The sequence below is a fragment of the Mesorhizobium escarrei genome (genome assembly GCF_935825525.1).
Lineage (GTDB): Bacteria > Pseudomonadota > Alphaproteobacteria > Rhizobiales > Rhizobiaceae > Mesorhizobium > Mesorhizobium escarrei.
The window spans coordinates 1,738-18,543 of the sequence record NZ_CAKXZT010000164.1 but is presented as its reverse complement, the minus strand read 5'-3'; the positions used below and the strand labels follow the sequence as shown (position 1 = coordinate 18,543).

At 62.5% G+C, this 16,806-nt stretch carries 13 protein-coding genes, 1 tRNA gene and 4 pseudogenes; 12 read left to right on the top strand and 6 right to left on the bottom strand.

Translation table 11 applies throughout. From position 1 onward, the window contains the following. Positions 1-348 precede the first annotated feature (348 nt). On the top strand, positions 349-504 hold the full coding sequence (locus NMG80_RS30540) for a response regulator (protein WP_254021562.1): 156 nt from the start codon (positions 349-351) through the stop codon (positions 502-504). 699 nt (positions 505-1,203) lie between these two features. On the opposite strand, the gene NMG80_RS30535 is transcribed toward NMG80_RS30540, so the two are convergent. Next, positions 1,204-1,965 (bottom strand): Crp/Fnr family transcriptional regulator, encoded by a 762-nt coding sequence (locus NMG80_RS30535; protein WP_254021561.1) that lies wholly within the window; start codon positions 1,963-1,965, stop codon positions 1,204-1,206. 624 nt (positions 1,966-2,589) lie between these two features. Here NMG80_RS30535 and NMG80_RS30530 point away from each other — a divergent pair. Beyond that, positions 2,590-2,742: a hypothetical protein gene (locus NMG80_RS30530; RefSeq protein ID WP_254021560.1), complete on the top strand. Its 153-nt coding sequence runs from the start codon at positions 2,590-2,592 to the stop codon at positions 2,740-2,742. A gap of 83 nt (positions 2,743-2,825) precedes the next feature. On the opposite strand, the gene NMG80_RS30525 is transcribed toward NMG80_RS30530, so the two are convergent. Both NMG80_RS30525 and NMG80_RS30520 read right to left on the bottom strand, forming a co-directional pair. After that, the gene (locus tag NMG80_RS30525) at positions 2,826-3,266 is read right to left on the bottom strand and encodes a hypothetical protein (RefSeq protein ID WP_254021559.1); all 441 of its coding nucleotides are present in this window, start codon (positions 3,264-3,266) and stop codon (positions 2,826-2,828) included. A gap of 758 nt (positions 3,267-4,024) precedes the next feature. Then, entirely contained in the window at positions 4,025-4,276 is a 252-nt protein-coding gene (locus NMG80_RS30520) for a hypothetical protein (RefSeq protein ID WP_254021558.1), read from the bottom strand. A 65-nt stretch (positions 4,277-4,341) separates the two neighbouring features. Here NMG80_RS30520 and NMG80_RS30515 point away from each other — a divergent pair, with 65 nt between their 5' ends. The 6 genes and pseudogenes from NMG80_RS30515 to NMG80_RS30490 all read left to right on the top strand — a co-directional run bounded on the left by NMG80_RS30515 (position 4,342) and on the right by NMG80_RS30490 (position 10,639). Continuing rightward, the gene (locus tag NMG80_RS30515) at positions 4,342-5,850 is read left to right on the top strand and encodes a CYTH and CHAD domain-containing protein (RefSeq protein ID WP_367186031.1); all 1,509 of its coding nucleotides are present in this window, start codon (positions 4,342-4,344) and stop codon (positions 5,848-5,850) included. Beyond that, positions 5,816-5,947, top strand: a pseudogene (locus tag NMG80_RS30510) (aldo/keto reductase); the annotation flags it as partial. The gene NMG80_RS30515 and the pseudogene NMG80_RS30510, both read left to right, overlap by 35 nt. Positions 5,948-6,103: 156 nt before the next feature. Beyond that, the gene (locus tag NMG80_RS30505; RefSeq protein ID WP_254021557.1) at positions 6,104-6,760 is read left to right on the top strand and encodes an ABC transporter ATP-binding protein; all 657 of its coding nucleotides are present in this window, start codon (positions 6,104-6,106) and stop codon (positions 6,758-6,760) included. Beyond that, complete coding sequence (locus tag NMG80_RS30500; protein WP_254021556.1) at positions 6,757-9,156, top strand: FtsX-like permease family protein; 2,400 nt, start codon at positions 6,757-6,759, stop codon at positions 9,154-9,156. The genes NMG80_RS30505 and NMG80_RS30500 overlap by 4 nt, the downstream gene beginning before the upstream one ends. Beyond that, a complete protein-coding gene (locus tag NMG80_RS30495; protein WP_254021555.1) occupies positions 9,146-10,192 on the top strand; it encodes a lipocalin-like domain-containing protein in 1,047 nt (348 codons plus the stop codon). The genes NMG80_RS30500 and NMG80_RS30495 overlap by 11 nt, the downstream gene beginning before the upstream one ends. Before the next feature lie 180 nt (positions 10,193-10,372). Next, positions 10,373-10,639 carry a BrnA antitoxin family protein gene (locus NMG80_RS30490; protein WP_254021564.1) on the top strand — a complete coding sequence of 89 codons (267 nt, stop codon included), beginning with the start codon at positions 10,373-10,375 and terminating at the stop codon, positions 10,637-10,639. A gap of 307 nt (positions 10,640-10,946) precedes the next feature. Here the strand turns inward: NMG80_RS30490 and dinB are convergent. Further along, a pseudogene (dinB, locus tag NMG80_RS30485) lies at positions 10,947-11,981 on the bottom strand (DNA polymerase IV); the annotation flags it as partial. Continuing rightward, positions 11,977-12,974, bottom strand: a pseudogene (locus NMG80_RS30480) (ATP-dependent helicase); the annotation flags it as partial. The pseudogenes dinB and NMG80_RS30480, both read right to left, overlap by 5 nt. 55 nt (positions 12,975-13,029) lie before the next feature. Here NMG80_RS30480 and NMG80_RS30475 point away from each other — a divergent pair. The 4 genes from NMG80_RS30475 to NMG80_RS30455 all read left to right on the top strand — a co-directional run bounded on the left by NMG80_RS30475 (position 13,030) and on the right by NMG80_RS30455 (position 16,398). Beyond that, positions 13,030-13,272 carry a helix-turn-helix domain-containing protein gene (locus tag NMG80_RS30475; RefSeq protein WP_254021553.1) on the top strand — a complete coding sequence of 81 codons (243 nt, stop codon included), beginning with the start codon at positions 13,030-13,032 and terminating at the stop codon, positions 13,270-13,272. A 22-nt stretch (positions 13,273-13,294) separates the two neighbouring features. Then, positions 13,295-13,371, top strand: a tRNA-Arg gene (locus NMG80_RS30470). A gap of 194 nt (positions 13,372-13,565) precedes the next feature. Next, positions 13,566-15,809 (top strand): PBP1A family penicillin-binding protein, encoded by a 2,244-nt coding sequence (locus NMG80_RS30460; protein ID WP_254021552.1) that lies wholly within the window; start codon positions 13,566-13,568, stop codon positions 15,807-15,809. 262 nt (positions 15,810-16,071) lie between these two features. Then, positions 16,072-16,398: a hypothetical protein gene (locus tag NMG80_RS30455; protein ID WP_254021551.1), complete on the top strand. Its 327-nt coding sequence runs from the start codon at positions 16,072-16,074 to the stop codon at positions 16,396-16,398. A gap of 16 nt (positions 16,399-16,414) precedes the next feature. On the opposite strand, the pseudogene NMG80_RS30450 reads toward NMG80_RS30455, so the two are convergent. Beyond that, a pseudogene (locus NMG80_RS30450) lies at positions 16,415-16,806 on the bottom strand (hypothetical protein); the annotation flags it as partial.

Genomic DNA, 16,806 nt, shown 5'->3' with positions numbered 1-16,806 from the left:
GTCGTAGTAGGCACGCTGCTCCTAGCACCCCTCCAATCAGATGCGGTCCTCTCCGCAGGCCGCGCGGTTCAATCGAATCGACGGCCGATGTGCAAAGGTCGAGTGCGGTGAGTCAAATAGGCCGGCCGGCACGCATCATTGCACGGGCGATCGCGAGCTGCGCCTCGACCTTGGCGTTGTTGTCGGCGGCGATCAGCCGGCGTAGCGAGCGCATGATCTCCCTACGTGTCCATCAGCCTCCAGCATGCAATCGACGATTGCCTGAAAGGTTGGCTCATGGCCTCTCATGGGCGCGATCTGTTCTCGCCCGTTTAACAAATGAGCATGCACTCTGACCCGGACAGGCTAATGAAATTGGTCGCCGTGGTGTCAGTGCACGTCGTGCTCCTGCCCAGCAAGGAGGAGCACATGAAAAAGCCTCTAGCATTTATTGTTGAGGACGAGCCGATGATCGTCGTTGACATCGAGGCGTCCCTTAAACAGGCTGGCTTTGCGGTAGCCTGAGAGCCAAGTTGCGTTCGTGCAAGACAAATTTTGGCCCTTGTTGAGCCGGACGTCGTTATCCTGGACGTGCTCTTGCAGGACGGCATCAGCTCTTCGGTTGCTGAAGAACTCGTGGCCCGCAACATCCCATTTGTAGGTTTATAGTGCCACGGACATCGAGGGCCGAGGTGAGGCCTTCAAGGCCGGGACTTTTGTCGAGAAACCTGCCGACGATTCCGTGCTCGTAGCTTGGCGAGTTCGATGGCTAGGACATCCACGGCTGGCGAACACGCTTCCATCTGGCTAAAATCTATGCAAGTCGGTACAATGTGAGATCGCCAGCCACACACAATGGGCGCTGACGCTTGGGAGCGAGCATCGCACTCCTGCCCCAAACGTAAGGCATTGTCTGATGGCAGAAGAAGCAGGGCGGGTCCGCCCGACAGAGGACTATGTGCGCTCACTTGCGCAGCAGTCAGGTGCAACTGAGCAGCAGATACGCGACATTGTATCGCTGATCGGGCTTGATCGTGCCTCGATCCTGAGAGAAGCGCGTCTCTTGCGCCGTGATCTAGGGCCGAAGCTTTAAGGCTTTCCCTGCGGCCGATTATCAGCTCAGCACCTAGCACAGCCGGCCGGCGCGGATCATTGCGCGCGATCGCGAGCTGCGTCTCGACCTTGCTAGGTGCTGTGACCGCGGGCATCTGGAAGTCGTGGGATTCACGCACGACCCGCTAAGTACGCCGAAGGCGCGACGGTCTCTTGGGTGTGGCGTTTTCTCAGATGTAGATATAAGGGGTCGAACTCGGCAAACTCGGCCAGTCTGGTCGGATCGGGTATGGTCACACGCTTGCCATCGAAAAGGACAAGCCCGTCCTCCCGCAGTGCCTTGAGCGTTTTGTTCACGTGCACTGTTGAAGCTCCAAGTATATCCCCGAGATCCTCTTGCGTGACGGGAAAGTCGAATTTTCCTTCGTCGGCAAGGCCGACCGCCTCCAGGCGTGCCAGCAATTCGCAAAAAAGATGCGCCATCTGGCGATTGGCCTGCCTGCGGCCCGCGCTGACCAGCCATGCGCGCATCGTCCCCTCGTCAACCAGAGTCGACCACCATAGAGCCCGCACGATTCGCGGGTTGTTGATCAAGTCTTCGATCGTTGTCCGGGGAATTTTCACAATGCGAGACGACGCCAACGTTGCGATCCCGTGATCCATCTGACCAAGGATAGCGACATGCAGGTTGCAGAAGTCTCCCGGAAGCAGCAACGCCGTTATAGATCGATTGCCGTTCTCCAGCAGCGTGTAACGGCAGCCCAGACCTTGCATAACGAGATGCACATTGTCGGGCTTATCTCCCTCTTCGATGATAGATTTGCGCGCCGAAACCTCTACCGTGTGCTCGCAAAGCTTTTCCAGCCGCGCGCGGTCGTCATCGCTCAGCGTGGTACCGTACTCCAGTTTGGAAACGAGTGGGTTTGACGTCATCTCTCACAGGCTACATCGCTCAATGCGAAAAGTCTCTCCGAAACAAAGGCCTCTCAGTTTCCTACTTCTCCGGTATGCAATGGCTCGGAAATCCAGGCTACATTGCTCGTCGCTCATCGGTACGCCTTCAAAGCAGCGGGCCTTGCGCTGGCGCCTGGTCCTTTGACATGCTTTGCAGGTGGTGCAAGGGAAGTGCTGCGAGCAAGGACGAAGCGGCTGCTTAGCAGCTTGGCTAGTGGGCTTCATCGACTAGCCGCCGGCGGCTGTGACGGCGGGTTCTTTTAGTTTTTTTAGAACCAAACCGAGCCCCACGAATTGATGCTGTTGTGGCTCGAACGCTAGGATAGTGGTCATGAACAGTCGCGAGGCGCACCCGAAGGCTTCAAAGAAGGACATCGCCAGAGCGGCATTCTATTCTCTCATTGCCAACGCTGACCACCTAGACCCTGCCAACTCGAAGAAGCTTCAGGCATTCGCAATTTCGGAGAGGACACAGCCGGATTGAGTGGTACGCCTGGCCAGCAATTGTGCTCTTCATGATCCGCTCTCGTCGGCCACAGTGCGAGCGAGTCGTCGCAACTGGCGTTTGGTAAGCTTCGGCATCCCGGCATGTGGAGCTTTGGATTGATCACCCTTGATCTTATTCTTGATTTCACGGATGCCGACTCGGCCGGCCTGGGCAAGGCCAGAGCCAAGCATATCAAGTGCAGTTCGGGGATGATTCCGGATCAGCACCCCCAATGCCCTCACAGCGGCGGCGCCTTCTACGCGGTGTAAAATCGTGTCCGAATAGGGCTGAAGAAGTCGCCGCTCCACGAATTTCGGCAAGCCGGAGCGAGCGTCCGGAACGCGCCTTGCCTCTAGTGCGTGGCTCGGCGCGCGCGACTGTCCCGGTCCTTGTCTCCACGCGATTTCTGTTCCGGCAGAACTTTGTGTGCGGCTTCCGAAACGACCGCCATCATCGCGGAGGCAGCGCTCTGTACCATATCCGTGGCCAAGCCCGCAGCGCGCGCCGATTTCTTGGCCCCGGTCTTAGCTGCCGATTTGGTGGCGTCGGCGATTTCCCCCCGCTCGCGCACCAAAACAGCCGCAGCGGCACCGGCGCCTGCTGTAATCGCATTGGCCAGCAGGTCTCGGCCGACCGGGCTCGCTAGCATGTTGCGCAAAAGGGTGGATTTCCGCACCGATTTAGGGACCTTGAACCCGCCGATCTTCTTGGGAAGCTTGCGTTTGCTTTTAGCCATGAAACGTTCTCCTTTCGGTTTTGGGGAACGCAAGGAAGCGGATAGGGTTCCGCCCAATTTGATCTCATGCAGGGCGCACGCCCGCTGTGCAGACTGGCCGCGTTCTCATCCAAGCCAGCAAGGCGAGGGCGCGCTTGTGTTTGATAATACAGCGGTCTTCGTGGCGGTGGATAGGCTCGCCGGCACAGGCAGCGCGGCGCGATGTTGTGAGCGGTGCATTGCTCGCTGAAGATGGCTTGCCGGCGCTTGGCCGACATGCTGGCGCGGGGAGTGTTCGCGGTCACACGCGGTTCCGATGCTTTATCGCAAAGTTTGCCAATGCGGCGGCAAGCCCCGGCTCCTTCGAAATCCCCGATAGGATGCGGGGCAATTCTTAGCCCGCGACACTGTGGGCGTCTCGCCAAATGGCCTGCTCGTCTTCCACGTTGCGACAGGCCTCAATTGCGGCGCCGACCGCCCGCAGGAAATTCGGCGTGAAAGCGTCGGTCCCATGCAGTGCAATTGCGATGGCGCGCGCTACCGTCTCTCGCTTTGTCATGACTTCACCTTCAGCCTTACACCTGGGCTTCCATGGTTCAGAAACTCGATGCCGGTGCCTCCACCAACGGCTCCTCATAAAAAATCGCAAACAGAACCAGTGCGATGGCTGTCTCGCCTTGAAGTCTAGCAGAGCACCTTTATCAGCTGAAACTAAATTCACGCTACATATGAGCATCGCCAGCGCAAACCGGCCTTCGCCAGAGGGGCGTTAACCGGCCGGGCAGGGCCGCTCCGCAATGGGGCGGAGAGACAGAGAAGAGGCCGCGCCGAGAGTTTCAGTCTTCCTTCAAATCCTCGGCTTCGTCTTTGAGCTTGGGCCAGTCAGCACCGTGCTTACGCAACAAAGCACGCGCCTGTTTCGGCGAGACGTCGGCAATTTCCGTCAGGTGCTCTACCTCCAGCTCTTGCCCCTTCACCACGCGGCTCGCCTCCTTCTTTTCTTTCTTTTCTTTGGTAGCCATCTCTGTGTCCTTCTCCTGCATCATCGGATGAACGAGGACTGAGAAGTGTGGTTCCGGCTCGCGCATTGTCATTCGCCGGCTTGAGCTCTGGCCGCAGTTGGTCGAGGCGGGCGGTTGTTTGTGACAGTTTTATGACCCATCATGCGGTGGGTCCCTCCGATTACCGTGAAGCGACGCTGCGCGAGGCCATCATGCAGGAAACGGAACTGAAGCTCGAGCTTTCGCGGTCGGGTGCAGGGTCGCTCCTGAAGAAAAATCCGTTCGGATCCTCGCCCACCATTCTTCAGCAGAGATCCATCTATTTCGACACCCCCGGATGGGATCTGATCAAGCGCGGCCTGTCGCTTCGCATTCGGCAATCGGGAAATGAACGGATACAAACCGTCAAAGCCGGCGATGGCGCCGCGGCCGGATCGTTCACACGCGAGGAATGGGAGCGACCGGTCGCTGGCGATACACCGATATTTGACGATCCGCAGGTCCGGGACCTGCTTGCAGGGGCTGGCCAAAAGCTCGCGCCCTTGTTCGAGGTTCATGTCAAACGGCATTCCTGGAATGTGATTGATGACGACGCCACGGTCGAGGTCGCTTTGGATATCGGCAAGGTCGTTGCAGCCGATCGCGAGGCGCCGCTATGCGAGATCGAGTTGGAAAAGAAGGCGGGCCCACCGAGAGCGCTGTTCGCGCTCGCCCGGAAAGTCGACCTGATCACGCCGGCGCATCTCGGGGTGATGAGCAAAGCGGAACGGGGCTATCGTCTGCTTGGCCCGGCGCCCGGTGCTGCGAAAGCGGCTCCGACCCCGCTCACGTCCGACATGAGCGCAGCAACGGCTTTCGCGTGCATCGCCGCGGCTTGTCTCAGACAGTTTCGTCTCAATGAGGCGGCGCTGGGCTGGTCCGGCGATGCCGAGGCCCTGCACCAGGCTCGGGTGTCGCTGCGACGGTTGCGCTCCCTATTCTCGATCTCCAAGTGCTTGTTCGATGACAGCCGTTTCGACCACCTGCGAGAAGAATTCAAATGGCTTACCTCGGAACTTGGCGATGCGCGCAATATCGACGTGATGATCGACCGTGCTTCGAGCGAGGCTCTTTCAAGCTGCCTTCGTGAAGCACGTGACGAGGCCTATGCGGCGGTCGAAGCATCGCTCTCCTCAACGCGCGCCCGCTCCTTGATGATCGATGCCACCGAGTGGATCTCCATCGAGGGCTGGCGAACCCAATCGGACGAAACGTTGCACGTGCAGTCGTCAACGGATTTCGCCTCGATGGTATTTGATAAATTTCGGAAAAAGGTGGCGAAGGACGGCGACAACCTCATCGATGCCGATGACGAGAGCCGTCATAAAGTGCGCATCGCCGCAAAGAAACTGCGCTATGCGGCGGAGTTCTTCGAGCCGCTTTACAACAACAAGACGGAAGCCAAACGCCATCGACGGTTTATCGAGGCCCTGAAGGACCTGCAGGATAGGCTCGGAAGCCTCAACGATATCGCCACCGCCCCCGATATGCTGGCAGCGCTGGAGCTTTCGGAGGTGGCTGGGGCGAAGGATCTCTACAGCGCCGAAGACAAATCCAAGCTTCTTGAGGACGCCGCGAAAGCGCACCATACCTTTGTCAACAAGAGGCGCTTCTGGCGTTGAGGCCGCATGCGGGCTTGGGACCTGGATCACTTTCAAGGTTGGCGACGACCCGGTGCAGCGCGATGAATGCGCCGACGTGATCGCCGCCTTGTTCGAAGTCCGCGAGAAGACAAAGCCTGGTGGTTGGTTCTACGCGACAATTGTCGGCTTCCCGCTTGAAACCAGCTGCGGTCTTGCAGGGCAGCAGCGCTTCCTCTGGGGAATTATCAACTGCAGCGCTTTTCCTTTTCGCCACAGACTGTAGCTGTGGTGCATGCTGCTTTCGATCGAAGACCTGCTGAAATCCTATCCCGGCCCGGAAGGCCCGGTGCCGGTCCTGCGGGGCGTGACACTCTCGCTCGACGCCGGCGAGACGCTGGCGCTGACCGGCGAATCCGGTTCGGGCAAGAGCACGCTGCTCCACCTCGTGGCAGGACTGGACGCTGCCGACGGCGGGCGCGTCGGGCTTGATGGGCAGGAGGTCACCGCGCTCGACGACAGTGGTCGCGCCCGGCTCAGGCGAAGCACGGTGGGCATCATCTTCCAGCAGTTCAATCTCATCCCCTCCCTGGACGTCGCCGCCAACATCGCCTTTCAGGCACGTCTGATCGGCACGCCAGAACCGCAGGAGCTTTCACGACTGGCCCACGCACTGGGCCTGGAGCCGCAACTGCGGAAATACCCCGAGCAGTTGTCCGGCGGCCAGCAGCAGCGCGTGGCGATCGCCCGCGCGCTCGCGGCGCGGCCGAAGCTGATCCTCGCGGATGAGCCGACCGGCAACCTCGACGAGGCGACGGCGGACGGGGTGATGGAGCAATTCCTCGCGCTCGTGGCGGAGACCGGCGCAGCGCTCCTGATGGTCACCCACTCCCCGCGTCTTGCAGCACGTCTCGGGCGCCGGGCGCATCTCAGCCAGGGCCGCCTTGCATGACCGGCGCTGTCCTCGAGGCACTGGCTTCGCACTGGCGACGCAACCGGCTTCAATTGCTGACGCTGGTGCTCGGCCTCGCGCTGGCGACGGCCCTCTGGTCAGGCGTGCAGGCGATCAACGCCGAGGCACGCGCGAGCTATGATGCAGCTGCCGCTACGCTGGCCGAAGGCCGGTTCCACCAGCTGATGCCGCGCGAGGGGGATTCCATGCCCCAGGCGCTTTTCGTCGCGTTGCGCCGTGCCGGCTGGCTGGTCAGTCCGGTGGTGGAGGGAAGGCTGCGCGTCGGCGGTACCGCCGTGAGGCTGGTCGGCGTTGATCCGCTGACCGCGCCGCCGAGTTCCGCTGCAAGCGAAGCACTGGCCCGCACCGACCTCAACCGCTTCTTGCGCGCGGAAACGCTGGTCGCCGGCCCGGAAATGGCCGCTCTCCTTGAGGCGAACATGCCCAACCCGGTTCTGGTCGATCAGGCGGTCGCGCCGGGCAGCGTGCTCGCCGATATCGGCGTCGTCCAGAAGTTGCTTGGCCGCGCCGGGCGCATCAGCCGCCTGATCGTCCTGCCGGAGCAGCCCTTGCGGCAACAGCCGCTGGCGGATATCGCACCGGACCTCGTACTCCAGCGTGCGGACGGTGCGACCGATGTCGGCCGGCTCACCGACAGCTTCCATCTCAACCTCACGGCGTTTGGCTTCCTCAGCTTCGCGGTAGGCATCTTCATCGTCCACGGTGCGATCGGCCTTGCTTTCGAGCAGCGGCGTGGCGTGATCCGCACCCTGCGCGCCCTCGGCGTGCCGCTCCGCCGCCTGGTCGTCCTGATGATCGCCGAGCTTGTCGTGCTGGCGACGCTTGCCGGCGCGCTCGGCATCGCGCTCGGCTATCTCATCGCAGCGCTCCTGCTGCCGGACGTGGCCGCGACGATACGGGGCCTCTATGGCGCCGACGTTGCAGGCACGCTGCAGATCCGCCCGGCATGGTGGCTTTCGGGAATCGCCATGGCGCTCGGCGGCGCATTGCTCGCCGCCGCGAGCGCGTTGTGGCGGCTGGCGCGGATGCCAGTCGTTGCGGGCGCCGGCGGCCGCGCCTGGGCGCTGGGCTCGGGACGGACGCGAACGCTCCAGGCTGCAGCCGCGGTCGTGCTGCTCGCGGCGGCGGGCGTGCTGGCCGTCACTGGGGGCGGGCTGGCCGCCGGCTTCGCGCTGCTTGCCTGTCTACTGCTCGGCGCAGCACTTGCACTGCCGCCTTGCCTGGCGGCAATCCTTCGTCTTGGCGAAGCACAAGCCGTTCGCGCCATGGCGCAATGGTTCTGGGCCGATACGCGTCAGCAACTGCCCGGCCTCGGGCTTGCACTGATGGCCCTGCTGCTAGCCATGGCTGCGAATGTCGGTGTTTCCACCATGGTCTCGAGCTTCCGCCTGACCTTTGTCGGCTTCCTCGACCAGCGCCTGTCAGCCGAACTGTACGTCGATGCGGACGCGGTCGCGGACCGGGCGGCTCTGGAACGTTTTCTCGAGGCGCACGCTGACGCCGTGCTGCCGATCATGTCGGTCGAAGCGACGCTCGCCGGCTTGCCGGCGGAGATTTTCGGGGTGCGTGTCGGCTACACCTACCGCGAAAACTGGCGCTTCCTCGACGCAATCCCCGCCGTCTGGGACGAGATCGAAGCGGGCAGGGCGGTCGTAATCAACGAGCAGCTCTCGCGCCGCGCCGCGCTGCACGTCGGCCACACGCTGGCGCTCGGCCCCGGGCTGTCGCTGCCGGTCGCGGGCGTCGTCGGCGATTACGGAAATCCCATCGGCCAGGCCATCGTCGGCGAGGCGCTGTTTCGCCAGACGTTCCCGGCCATCGAGCCGAGCCGCTATGGCGTTCGCACCGGCAATCCTCAGGGCCTGCGCCGGGCGCTCACGGAGGCGTTCGACGTTCCACCCGCGCGCATCATCGACCAGGCGGCGATCAAGGCGTTCTCGCTGTCCGTGTTCGAGCGCACCTTCTCCGTGACTGATGCGCTGAACGTGCTGACGCTGGCGGTTGCCGCGTTTGCAATCCTGATGAGCCTGCTCACGCTGGCGGCGATGCGACTGCCGCAGATGGCGCCCGTATGGGCGATGGGGACCACCCAGCGCCGGCTAGCCGGGCTAGAAATCCTGCGTACCGTCCTGCTTGCCGCGATCACGGCCGTGTTGGCCTTGCCGCTGGGCCTGGCGCTCGCCTGGGTCTTGCTTGCCATTGTCAATGTCGAGGCGTTCGGCTGGCGCCTGCCGATGTACCTGTTTCCAGTCGAATACATCCGCCTGATGCTCTTCGCGCTCGCCGCCGCGCTGCTCGCCGCGCTCTGGCCAGCGTGGCGGCTGTCGCGCATGGAGCCGACCGGGCTGCTGAGGATATTCGCCAATGAACGCTAGGGCGCTCATTTTCCTGCTGCTGGGTGTCGGCAATGCCTTCGCCCAGGGCTTTGCCGGGCTCGGCACAGACGCCGAAGGCTTCGCCGTTCCGGAACCGGGCAAGCGGTTCGAGTTCCCGCAGGATCATGGAGCCCATCCGGACTACCGGATCGAGTGGTGGTATCTGACCGCGAACCTCACCGGGCCCGACGGCGCGGACTACGGCCTGCAATGGACGCTGTTCCGCTCGGCGCTCGCGCCGGGCGAGGCCGAGGGATGGGAGAGCCCGCAGGTGTGGTTCGGCCATGCCGCTGTGACCAGCGCCGCGACCCACCTCTCCACGGAGCGTTTCGCGCGCGGCGGCATCGGCCAGGCGGGTGTGATTGCCAAGCCCTTCGCGGCCTGGATCGACGCCTGGCAGATGGAGGGCGACAGCCTGGACCGACTTCAGCTCAGCGCGACCGGCAATGACTTCGCCTACGACATCGCGATGCATGCCGAAGGCCCGCTCGTCTTCCACGGCGCCGGCGGCTACTCGGTCAAGTCGGCGAAAGGGCAGGCGAGCTACTACTATTCCCAGCCCTTTTTCTCAGTTGAGGGAACGATTAGTCTGCCGGAAGGTGAGATCCGGGTGCGCGGCACCGCGTGGCTCGATCGCGAATGGTCGTCGCAGCCGCTGGCGGACGACCAAAACGGTTGGGATTGGTTCTCGCTTTCCTTTGACACAGGCGAGAAGCTGATGGGTTTCCGCGTGCGCGATGCCGCTGACAGCGGCTTCACCTCCGCCACCTGGATCGCGGCGGACGGTGCCGTGACGCCCTACGGCGACGGCAAGCTCGTTGCGACCCCGCTGGAGACGAGCTGGGTGGAGGGGCGCGAAATTCCTACGCGCTGGCGTCTCGTCTTGCCCGACCGTGCGCTCGACGTCACCGTCGGCGCGCTCAACTCTCAGGCCTGGATGGGTCTCAGCATCCCCTATTGGGAAGGTCCGGTGCGGGTGGCCGGCACACACCCTGGCAAGGGCTATCTCGAGATGACGGGCTACCAGCGGCGATGACCGTGGACCCCGGCTGTGCCTGCGCGTCAGATCGTCATGGACAACTCCCGGGATACCAAGTCGCGGCAGCGATCGTTAGCGATGCGGTATATCGGATCACCCAGCATTGGCTATTGTACTGGCGCGTCTATGCATTATCCCGAACAAGCGGGGGATCATCTCCAAATTAGGTTCACGAGAATGGTAAATCCCCCGCGCCGACCGACAAATCCGATGGAAGCCGCTGAAGCAGCCTTCAAGCCAATCAAGAAACCGGCGGTACCGGTTCGCGCATCCTCGGCTGCTCCAAATGTCAGGGAGCTCGTTTCGATAGGGATCGATCGGGCTGTACTGGACCATTTCCAGGAGGATGGGCCGGGCTGGCAGGATCGGATAAACGAGGTGTTGCGGCAAGCCATCGTAAAAAAACCGACCACGGCCGAGAGCGAGCGCTCTGACGGCGACTAATGTGATCGAGAAATGCCGAATTGCGCGTACGCACTTCATATTTTGCGTCAGGTAAATGTCCGGGTTGATTGACCTTCTCGCCTTTGGGCCCGGGCACACCGTTCCAATAGTATTGCCCCCCATGCAGCACCGTAGGGCCATCTCTTGACCTCCACACCCTCAACGATCAGGAAGTGACCGGCGTCAGCGCTCCAGGTGCTTTTCGCGACTTTAAACGGCACCGCCTCGCCGTTCGCGCGCCAAAGCTGGAAAATGTTCTTCCAGTCGGTATCGGGTTCGGTATGCAATCGCATCGTCTTTACCCCGGCTAGATCTGTAGGCGCAGTTGGTCTCCCGCGTCAGGCGAGCTTTCGCCAAGCGATGACAATGACACGCCGAGCAGACGAATACCCTTGCCGACAGGAAAGAGCGGGTCGAGCAGAGCGTCGACGAGATGATTGATCTCGCCCTGCTTCCCGATAGGCCCGAGCGCCGTGTGGCTGCGGGTGATCTGTTGGAAATCCGCGTATTTGACCTTCATCGTAACCGTTCGGCCGCGAATGGATCGGTCCTCGCAGTATCTCCAGACTTTCTCGATCAAAGGCTCCAGCGCTGCTCGCGCCGCCTCCAGCGTGAACACGTCTTCTGAGAACGTGTCCTCGGCGCCAACCGATTTGCGAATGCGGTCTGCTCGAACTGGACGTTCGTCGACATCGCGCGCGATCCAGTAGTAGAAGGCACCCGCCTTTCCAAAATGCTGCTGAAGGAAAGCAAGGGACTGGTCGCGCAGATCGCGGCCGGTTTCGATGCCGAGTTGGTTCATTTTGGTGGTCGTTGCCGGTCCCACACCGTGGAACTTGCCCACGGGGAGTTCTTCCACGAAGGCGGGTCCCATTTTCGGGGTGGTGACGAACAGACCATCAGGCTTGTTCTGATCGGAAGCGAGTTTGGACAGAAATTTGTTGTAGCTGACACCTGCCGATGCAGTGAGGCTCGTCTCCGCCTTGATTTTCATGCGGATCATCTCAGCGATGGTGGTTGCGACGGGGATTCCTTGCAGGTTCTCGGTAACGTCGAGATATGCCTCATCGAGGGACAAAGGTTCGATGAGCGGCGTATGCTCGGCGAAGATCTTGTGGATCTGCTGCGAGTCCGCCCGATAAGCGTCGAAGCGATGCGGCACGAAGATGAGATCCGGGCACTTTCGTTTCGCCGTGACCGACGGCATGGCTGAGCGTACCCCGAATTTCCGGGCTTCATAGCTCGCAGCGGCCACAACGCCCCGCTCGCGTGCGCTGCCAACGGCCACAGGTTTGCCGCGCAATTCGGGATTGTCGCGCTGCTCGACCGAAGCGTAGAACGCCCGGAAGCAGTTGCATTAGCCGGAAGCCGGCCACGCAGTCGCGCGGGTTCTGCGCAAAGCGCAGCATCGCCAGCACGTCCTTCACATGTGCGCTGTCGAGGAATTTTGGCCCACCGAACTTGACGAACGGGACATTTCGCCGGGTCAGTTCGACTTCAAGGGGGCCGCTGTGACTAGGTCCGGAACAGCACCGCCTGTTGCTTCAGCGTGGTGCCGACCTCGCGGTTCTCCAAAACATGCTCGACGATGTAACGCGCCTGTTCCGTCTCGTCGCGAACGGTGACCAGCCGCGGGCGCTCGGCGGACTGGCGTTCAGTCCAAAGGTTTTTCGTGCGAACCGAGGCCGCCCGGAAGGAATAGATTGACTGACCGTCGTCACCAACGACCGTGAGGCCGCGGCCACCCGGCTTCAATGCAATCAGGATCGAGGCCTGCAGGCGATTGGTATCTTGGTATTCGTCGACCAGCACATGGTCGAAGCGGCCGCCAATATCGGCTGCAAGCAGAGGATCGCTGACAGTCTGCGCCCAATAGAGCAGAAGATCATCATAATCGAGAACGTTCTGTGCCTGCTTGGTCTCGACGTGGGACGCGAACAGCTCACGCAATTGCACGCTCCAGCCCGCCGCACCATGGGAAGAAGCTGCCAAGCACCTCGTCGATTGGCCGTTCCGAATTGACGGTACGGGAGTAGATCGCCAGGCAGGTGCCCTTTGTTGGAAACCGGCTCTCCATTTTGGAGAAGCGGAGCGCGTGCCGTACGAGGTTCATCAGGTCGGCGCTGTCCTCCCGATCATGGATCGTGAAGGCCGGATCAAGTCCGATCTGTTCGGCGTAGTCGCGAAGGAGCCTTGCACCAATTCCGTGAAACATGCCCGCCCAAGCCAAGGCATCGGTCATGATGCTCGCATTTGCCCCCAGAACCGTGGCGCAAATCCGTTCGACACGTCGGGCCATTTCGCTGGCGGCGCGGCGTGAGAACGTCATCAGCAGACCGGAGAATTCAACAGGTCGCAGACCGGCCCGATTTCGATCAATGGAGTTGCCCATGTCCTATTCCGGCAAAGATTACGCTGTGCCCGAAACCGCAGCGGCCGCGGTCGACGCCGTCGCCAACGTCGTCAGCGCGATCCGGGACTCCATAGGCTACAGCATTGAGGAACTGGCGCCGACATTCGGACTGGCGGTCAACGAGATCGCCGACCTCGAAAGCGGCATCGACGCCGACCCGATCAAGCTCCGTCGCATTGCCGCCGCCCTGCGATTGCCGGAAGGGGCCTTGCTTCGATAGCCGGCCCAAAGGGGTCGGTGACGTGCTCGTAGCTCAGTTGGATAGAGTTCCAGATTTCGAATCTGGCGGTTGCAGGTTCAAGCCCTGCCGAGCGCACCACTTATTTGAAAATCACCGCCGCCATTATCCTATCTGGCATCGAAGTGGTCCACATGATGTGCAAACGACAGGCGAGGTACGCCAATCCGAACCTTTCTCTTGCTGAGCAGTTCGAATTCCGCGAACTTCCCTGACTAGGTGAAAAATTTGCACGGAGCCTAAAAAACGGCAGGGACGCGCGGAATGAAAACTTGATGGCCGGCAAGAAGAAAGCTCCGGAGAGCGAGAGCGATCGGGATGACCAATCGCGGCCGTCATTTGGCCGCAGCGGCAGGGCGGCAGGTGAACTCGTCGTCGCGCTGCGCCAGGATTTTTCCGTGGCGGCACATAATGCGGCGCGGAAACTGTCGGCGGCGGCAGCACGGCTGCGGGCGAGGGTGGGGGAAACCGACATTTCGCGGCTGGAAGCCCGGCTCGGAGCCATTGCGGGTTCGATCAGGGGGCTGCCGGGGACGATGACGCCGCTCGCGGAGCGGTGGCGCGGCTTTCGGGCGGCAAGCGAAAGCGGCCGGCCGGCGGGCGCGGGCAGACGGCGGTTGACGTGGTTCAGGGCGCTGGCGCTCGCCTCGATCGCCGGGCTGGCGCTGGCCGTCGGGCTTTTCTACTGGGCGCTGCGCGACGTTCCGTGGCAGGAGATCGCCGAAGGATCGCTGAAGCCGGTGGTGGTGCTGGAAAGCGCCGACGGCACGCCGATCGTGCAGCAGGGGCCGTTTCAGGGCGGCTACGCCAAGCGCGAGGAATTTCCGCCGCATCTCATCGACGCCGTGCTGGCGATCGAGGACCGGCGGTTCTACGAGCATTACGGCATTGATTTTCGCGGCGTCGGGCGGGCGATCTGGCGCAATCTGCGCGCCGGCGAGGTCGTCGAGGGCGGCAGCACCATCACCCAGCAATTGATAAAAATCCTCTATCTGGAGAGCGACCGGACATTCAAACGCAAGATCCAGGAACTGGTCATCGCCTTCTGGCTGGAGGGCAAGTTCGGCAAGGACGAGATCCTGACGCGCTATCTCAACAACATCTATCTCGGCGCCGGCGCGACCGGCGTGCCGGCGGCGGCGCGGGTCTATTTCGACAAGGCGGTCAACGAGCTCGATCTGCGAGAATCAGCGCTGCTGGCCGGCATCATCCGGGCACCGTCGCAGCTCAACCCGCTGACCAATCCGCAAGGTGCCGCCGAGCGCACCTCGGTCGTGCTCGACGTGATGGTGGAGAACGGCAAGCTCGAGGCGGCGGGCGCGGCGGCGGCCAAGGCGGAATTCGCCACGCTGCATCCGACGCGGCCCGCCGAGCGCGCCGGCAGCTGGTTTTCCGACTGGGTGATCCAGGACGCGCGCGAGATCGCCGGGCCGTATCGCGGCACGATCAAGGTGCGCACGACGATCATTCCAAGGCTTCAGGCGCTGGCGGAAAAGGCGGTCAAGGACGCGCTAGACGCCGAGGGACAGCAGGCCAACGCATCGCAGGCGGCGCTGGTCGCGATGACGCCGGACGGCGCGGTGGTGGCGATGGTCGGCGGCCTCGACTACGGCAAGAGCGAGTTCAACCGGGCGGTCACCGCGATGCGGCAGCCGGGCTCGACCTTCAAGCTGTTCGTGCTTTACGCAGCGCTCAAGGCCGGTCTGTCGCCGCGCGACCGCGTCGAGGACCGGCCGATCGAGATCGCCGGCTGGGCGCCGGAGAACTTCGGCGGCGAGTATAATGGCCGCGTCTCCATCGCCGAGGCCTTCGCGCGGTCGCTGAACGCTGCGATGGTCAATCTGGCGCAGGAGGTCGGCATCAAGAATGTCGCGGCGGCGGCGCGCGAACTCGGCATCGACGCCAAGCTGGCCGAGACGCCGGCGCTGGCGCTGGGCGCATCCGAGGTGAACCTGCTCGACATTACCGGCACCTTTGCTTCGGTGCGGGCGGGCGTCGCGCCGATCGAGCCATGGGGCATTATCTCGTTTCAAAGCGAGGGCCAGCCGCAGGCTTTTCGCGTCGGCCCGTCAAAACAGCCGGACGTGGATCTGAGCGCCGTTCAACGCGACCTCGTCGGGTTGCTGCAGCTGGTCGTGGCGCGCGGCACTGGCAAGGAAGCGGCGATCGACGGTTTTGCCGCGGGCAAGACCGGCACCAGCCAGAACCACCGTGACGCCTGGTTCATCGGCTTCAGCGAGCCACTGGTTGCCGGCGTGTGGATCGGCAACGACGACGATTCGCCGATGAACAAGATGACCGGCGGAAAACTGCCGGCGGCGATCTGGCGAAACTTCATGTCGGTGGCACTTGCCGATGCGGCCGGCGAGCCCCAAGGCGAGGCCGTGACAGCATCGGCGGATGCGGATGCGCCGGTCGCATGCAATGTGCGCGCTTGTTCCCGGTCCTACCGCTCGTTCAGGGCTGAGGATTGTACTTTCCAGCCCTATCGCGGGCCACGGAGGCTTTGCGAAAAATAGGGTCCTGGCCTTCTTCACGCGATGGCGTGTGAACCGGCGCCAACCATTACCTCTACCCCAATGTGTCTGAACCGTTTGATTTATTCCGCTTTTCCTGACCAGCTGAGGGGTCACGACCGGCGCCGATGTTGCCCCTCTTTCAGCGCCGGTAGGATCGCGATACCAATAATATAGGGGCGAATTGCGCGGGGTCATGGTTCGGCGCCGAGTCACATGCCGCAACCTGGTTGCGCAAATCCAGCCCACCAAGGAGAAGGCCGAGATGTCGCTTTGGGGCACAATCCCAGAGAGCGATCCCGCCGCCGGCTCATTCTACCTGCTCCTGTCGGATGACAGGATGGAGCCGACCTTTGCCGCCGAGGGCGACTACGACTTCGGAAACGTCCGGCTCGGAGAGACGAGGAATGGCGAGACGCCGTTCACGCTGGTTCCTGACGACTACCCCGACGTGACCGTCAACGGCACGATCGTCGCGAAACCGCGCAGCGAAATCGTCACCGTCACCCTTCGCGGGATACCGCTGAACGGCGGCACGACGGACCGGATCACCTACTACTGCCGCTTCGAGGACCTTGGGACCGAGACTTGATCCCGAATGCGGTCGGTCAGACTTTGACGAGCATGGCCGTCACATACATGAAGGAAACGCCGGCCGCCAACCCCGCCATGGTGGCTGGCGCTGTTAGCGCCGCCGGGCCCCTCCCATCCGACCTCATCAGGTACGCAGTGACCTCGACGATGACCTGCAGGATGGCTCCGGCACCGATCGCCAGCGCCAGCGCCGACCACTGCGGCGCATAGGCGAGGCTGCCGATCCAGAGGCCAACGACGGCTGGGCCGCCCGCCAGAAGCGCCAGCCCGAAGAAGGTCCACAAAGGCGGACGCTTTTTCAGCATTGGGGCGGAAATGCCGATGCCTTCGGTGATGATGGAGCAACTATGGGCTGCTCGCCAGTGCGCACGCCAAGGCCAACATCGCGCACGCTCGCGAACTTCTC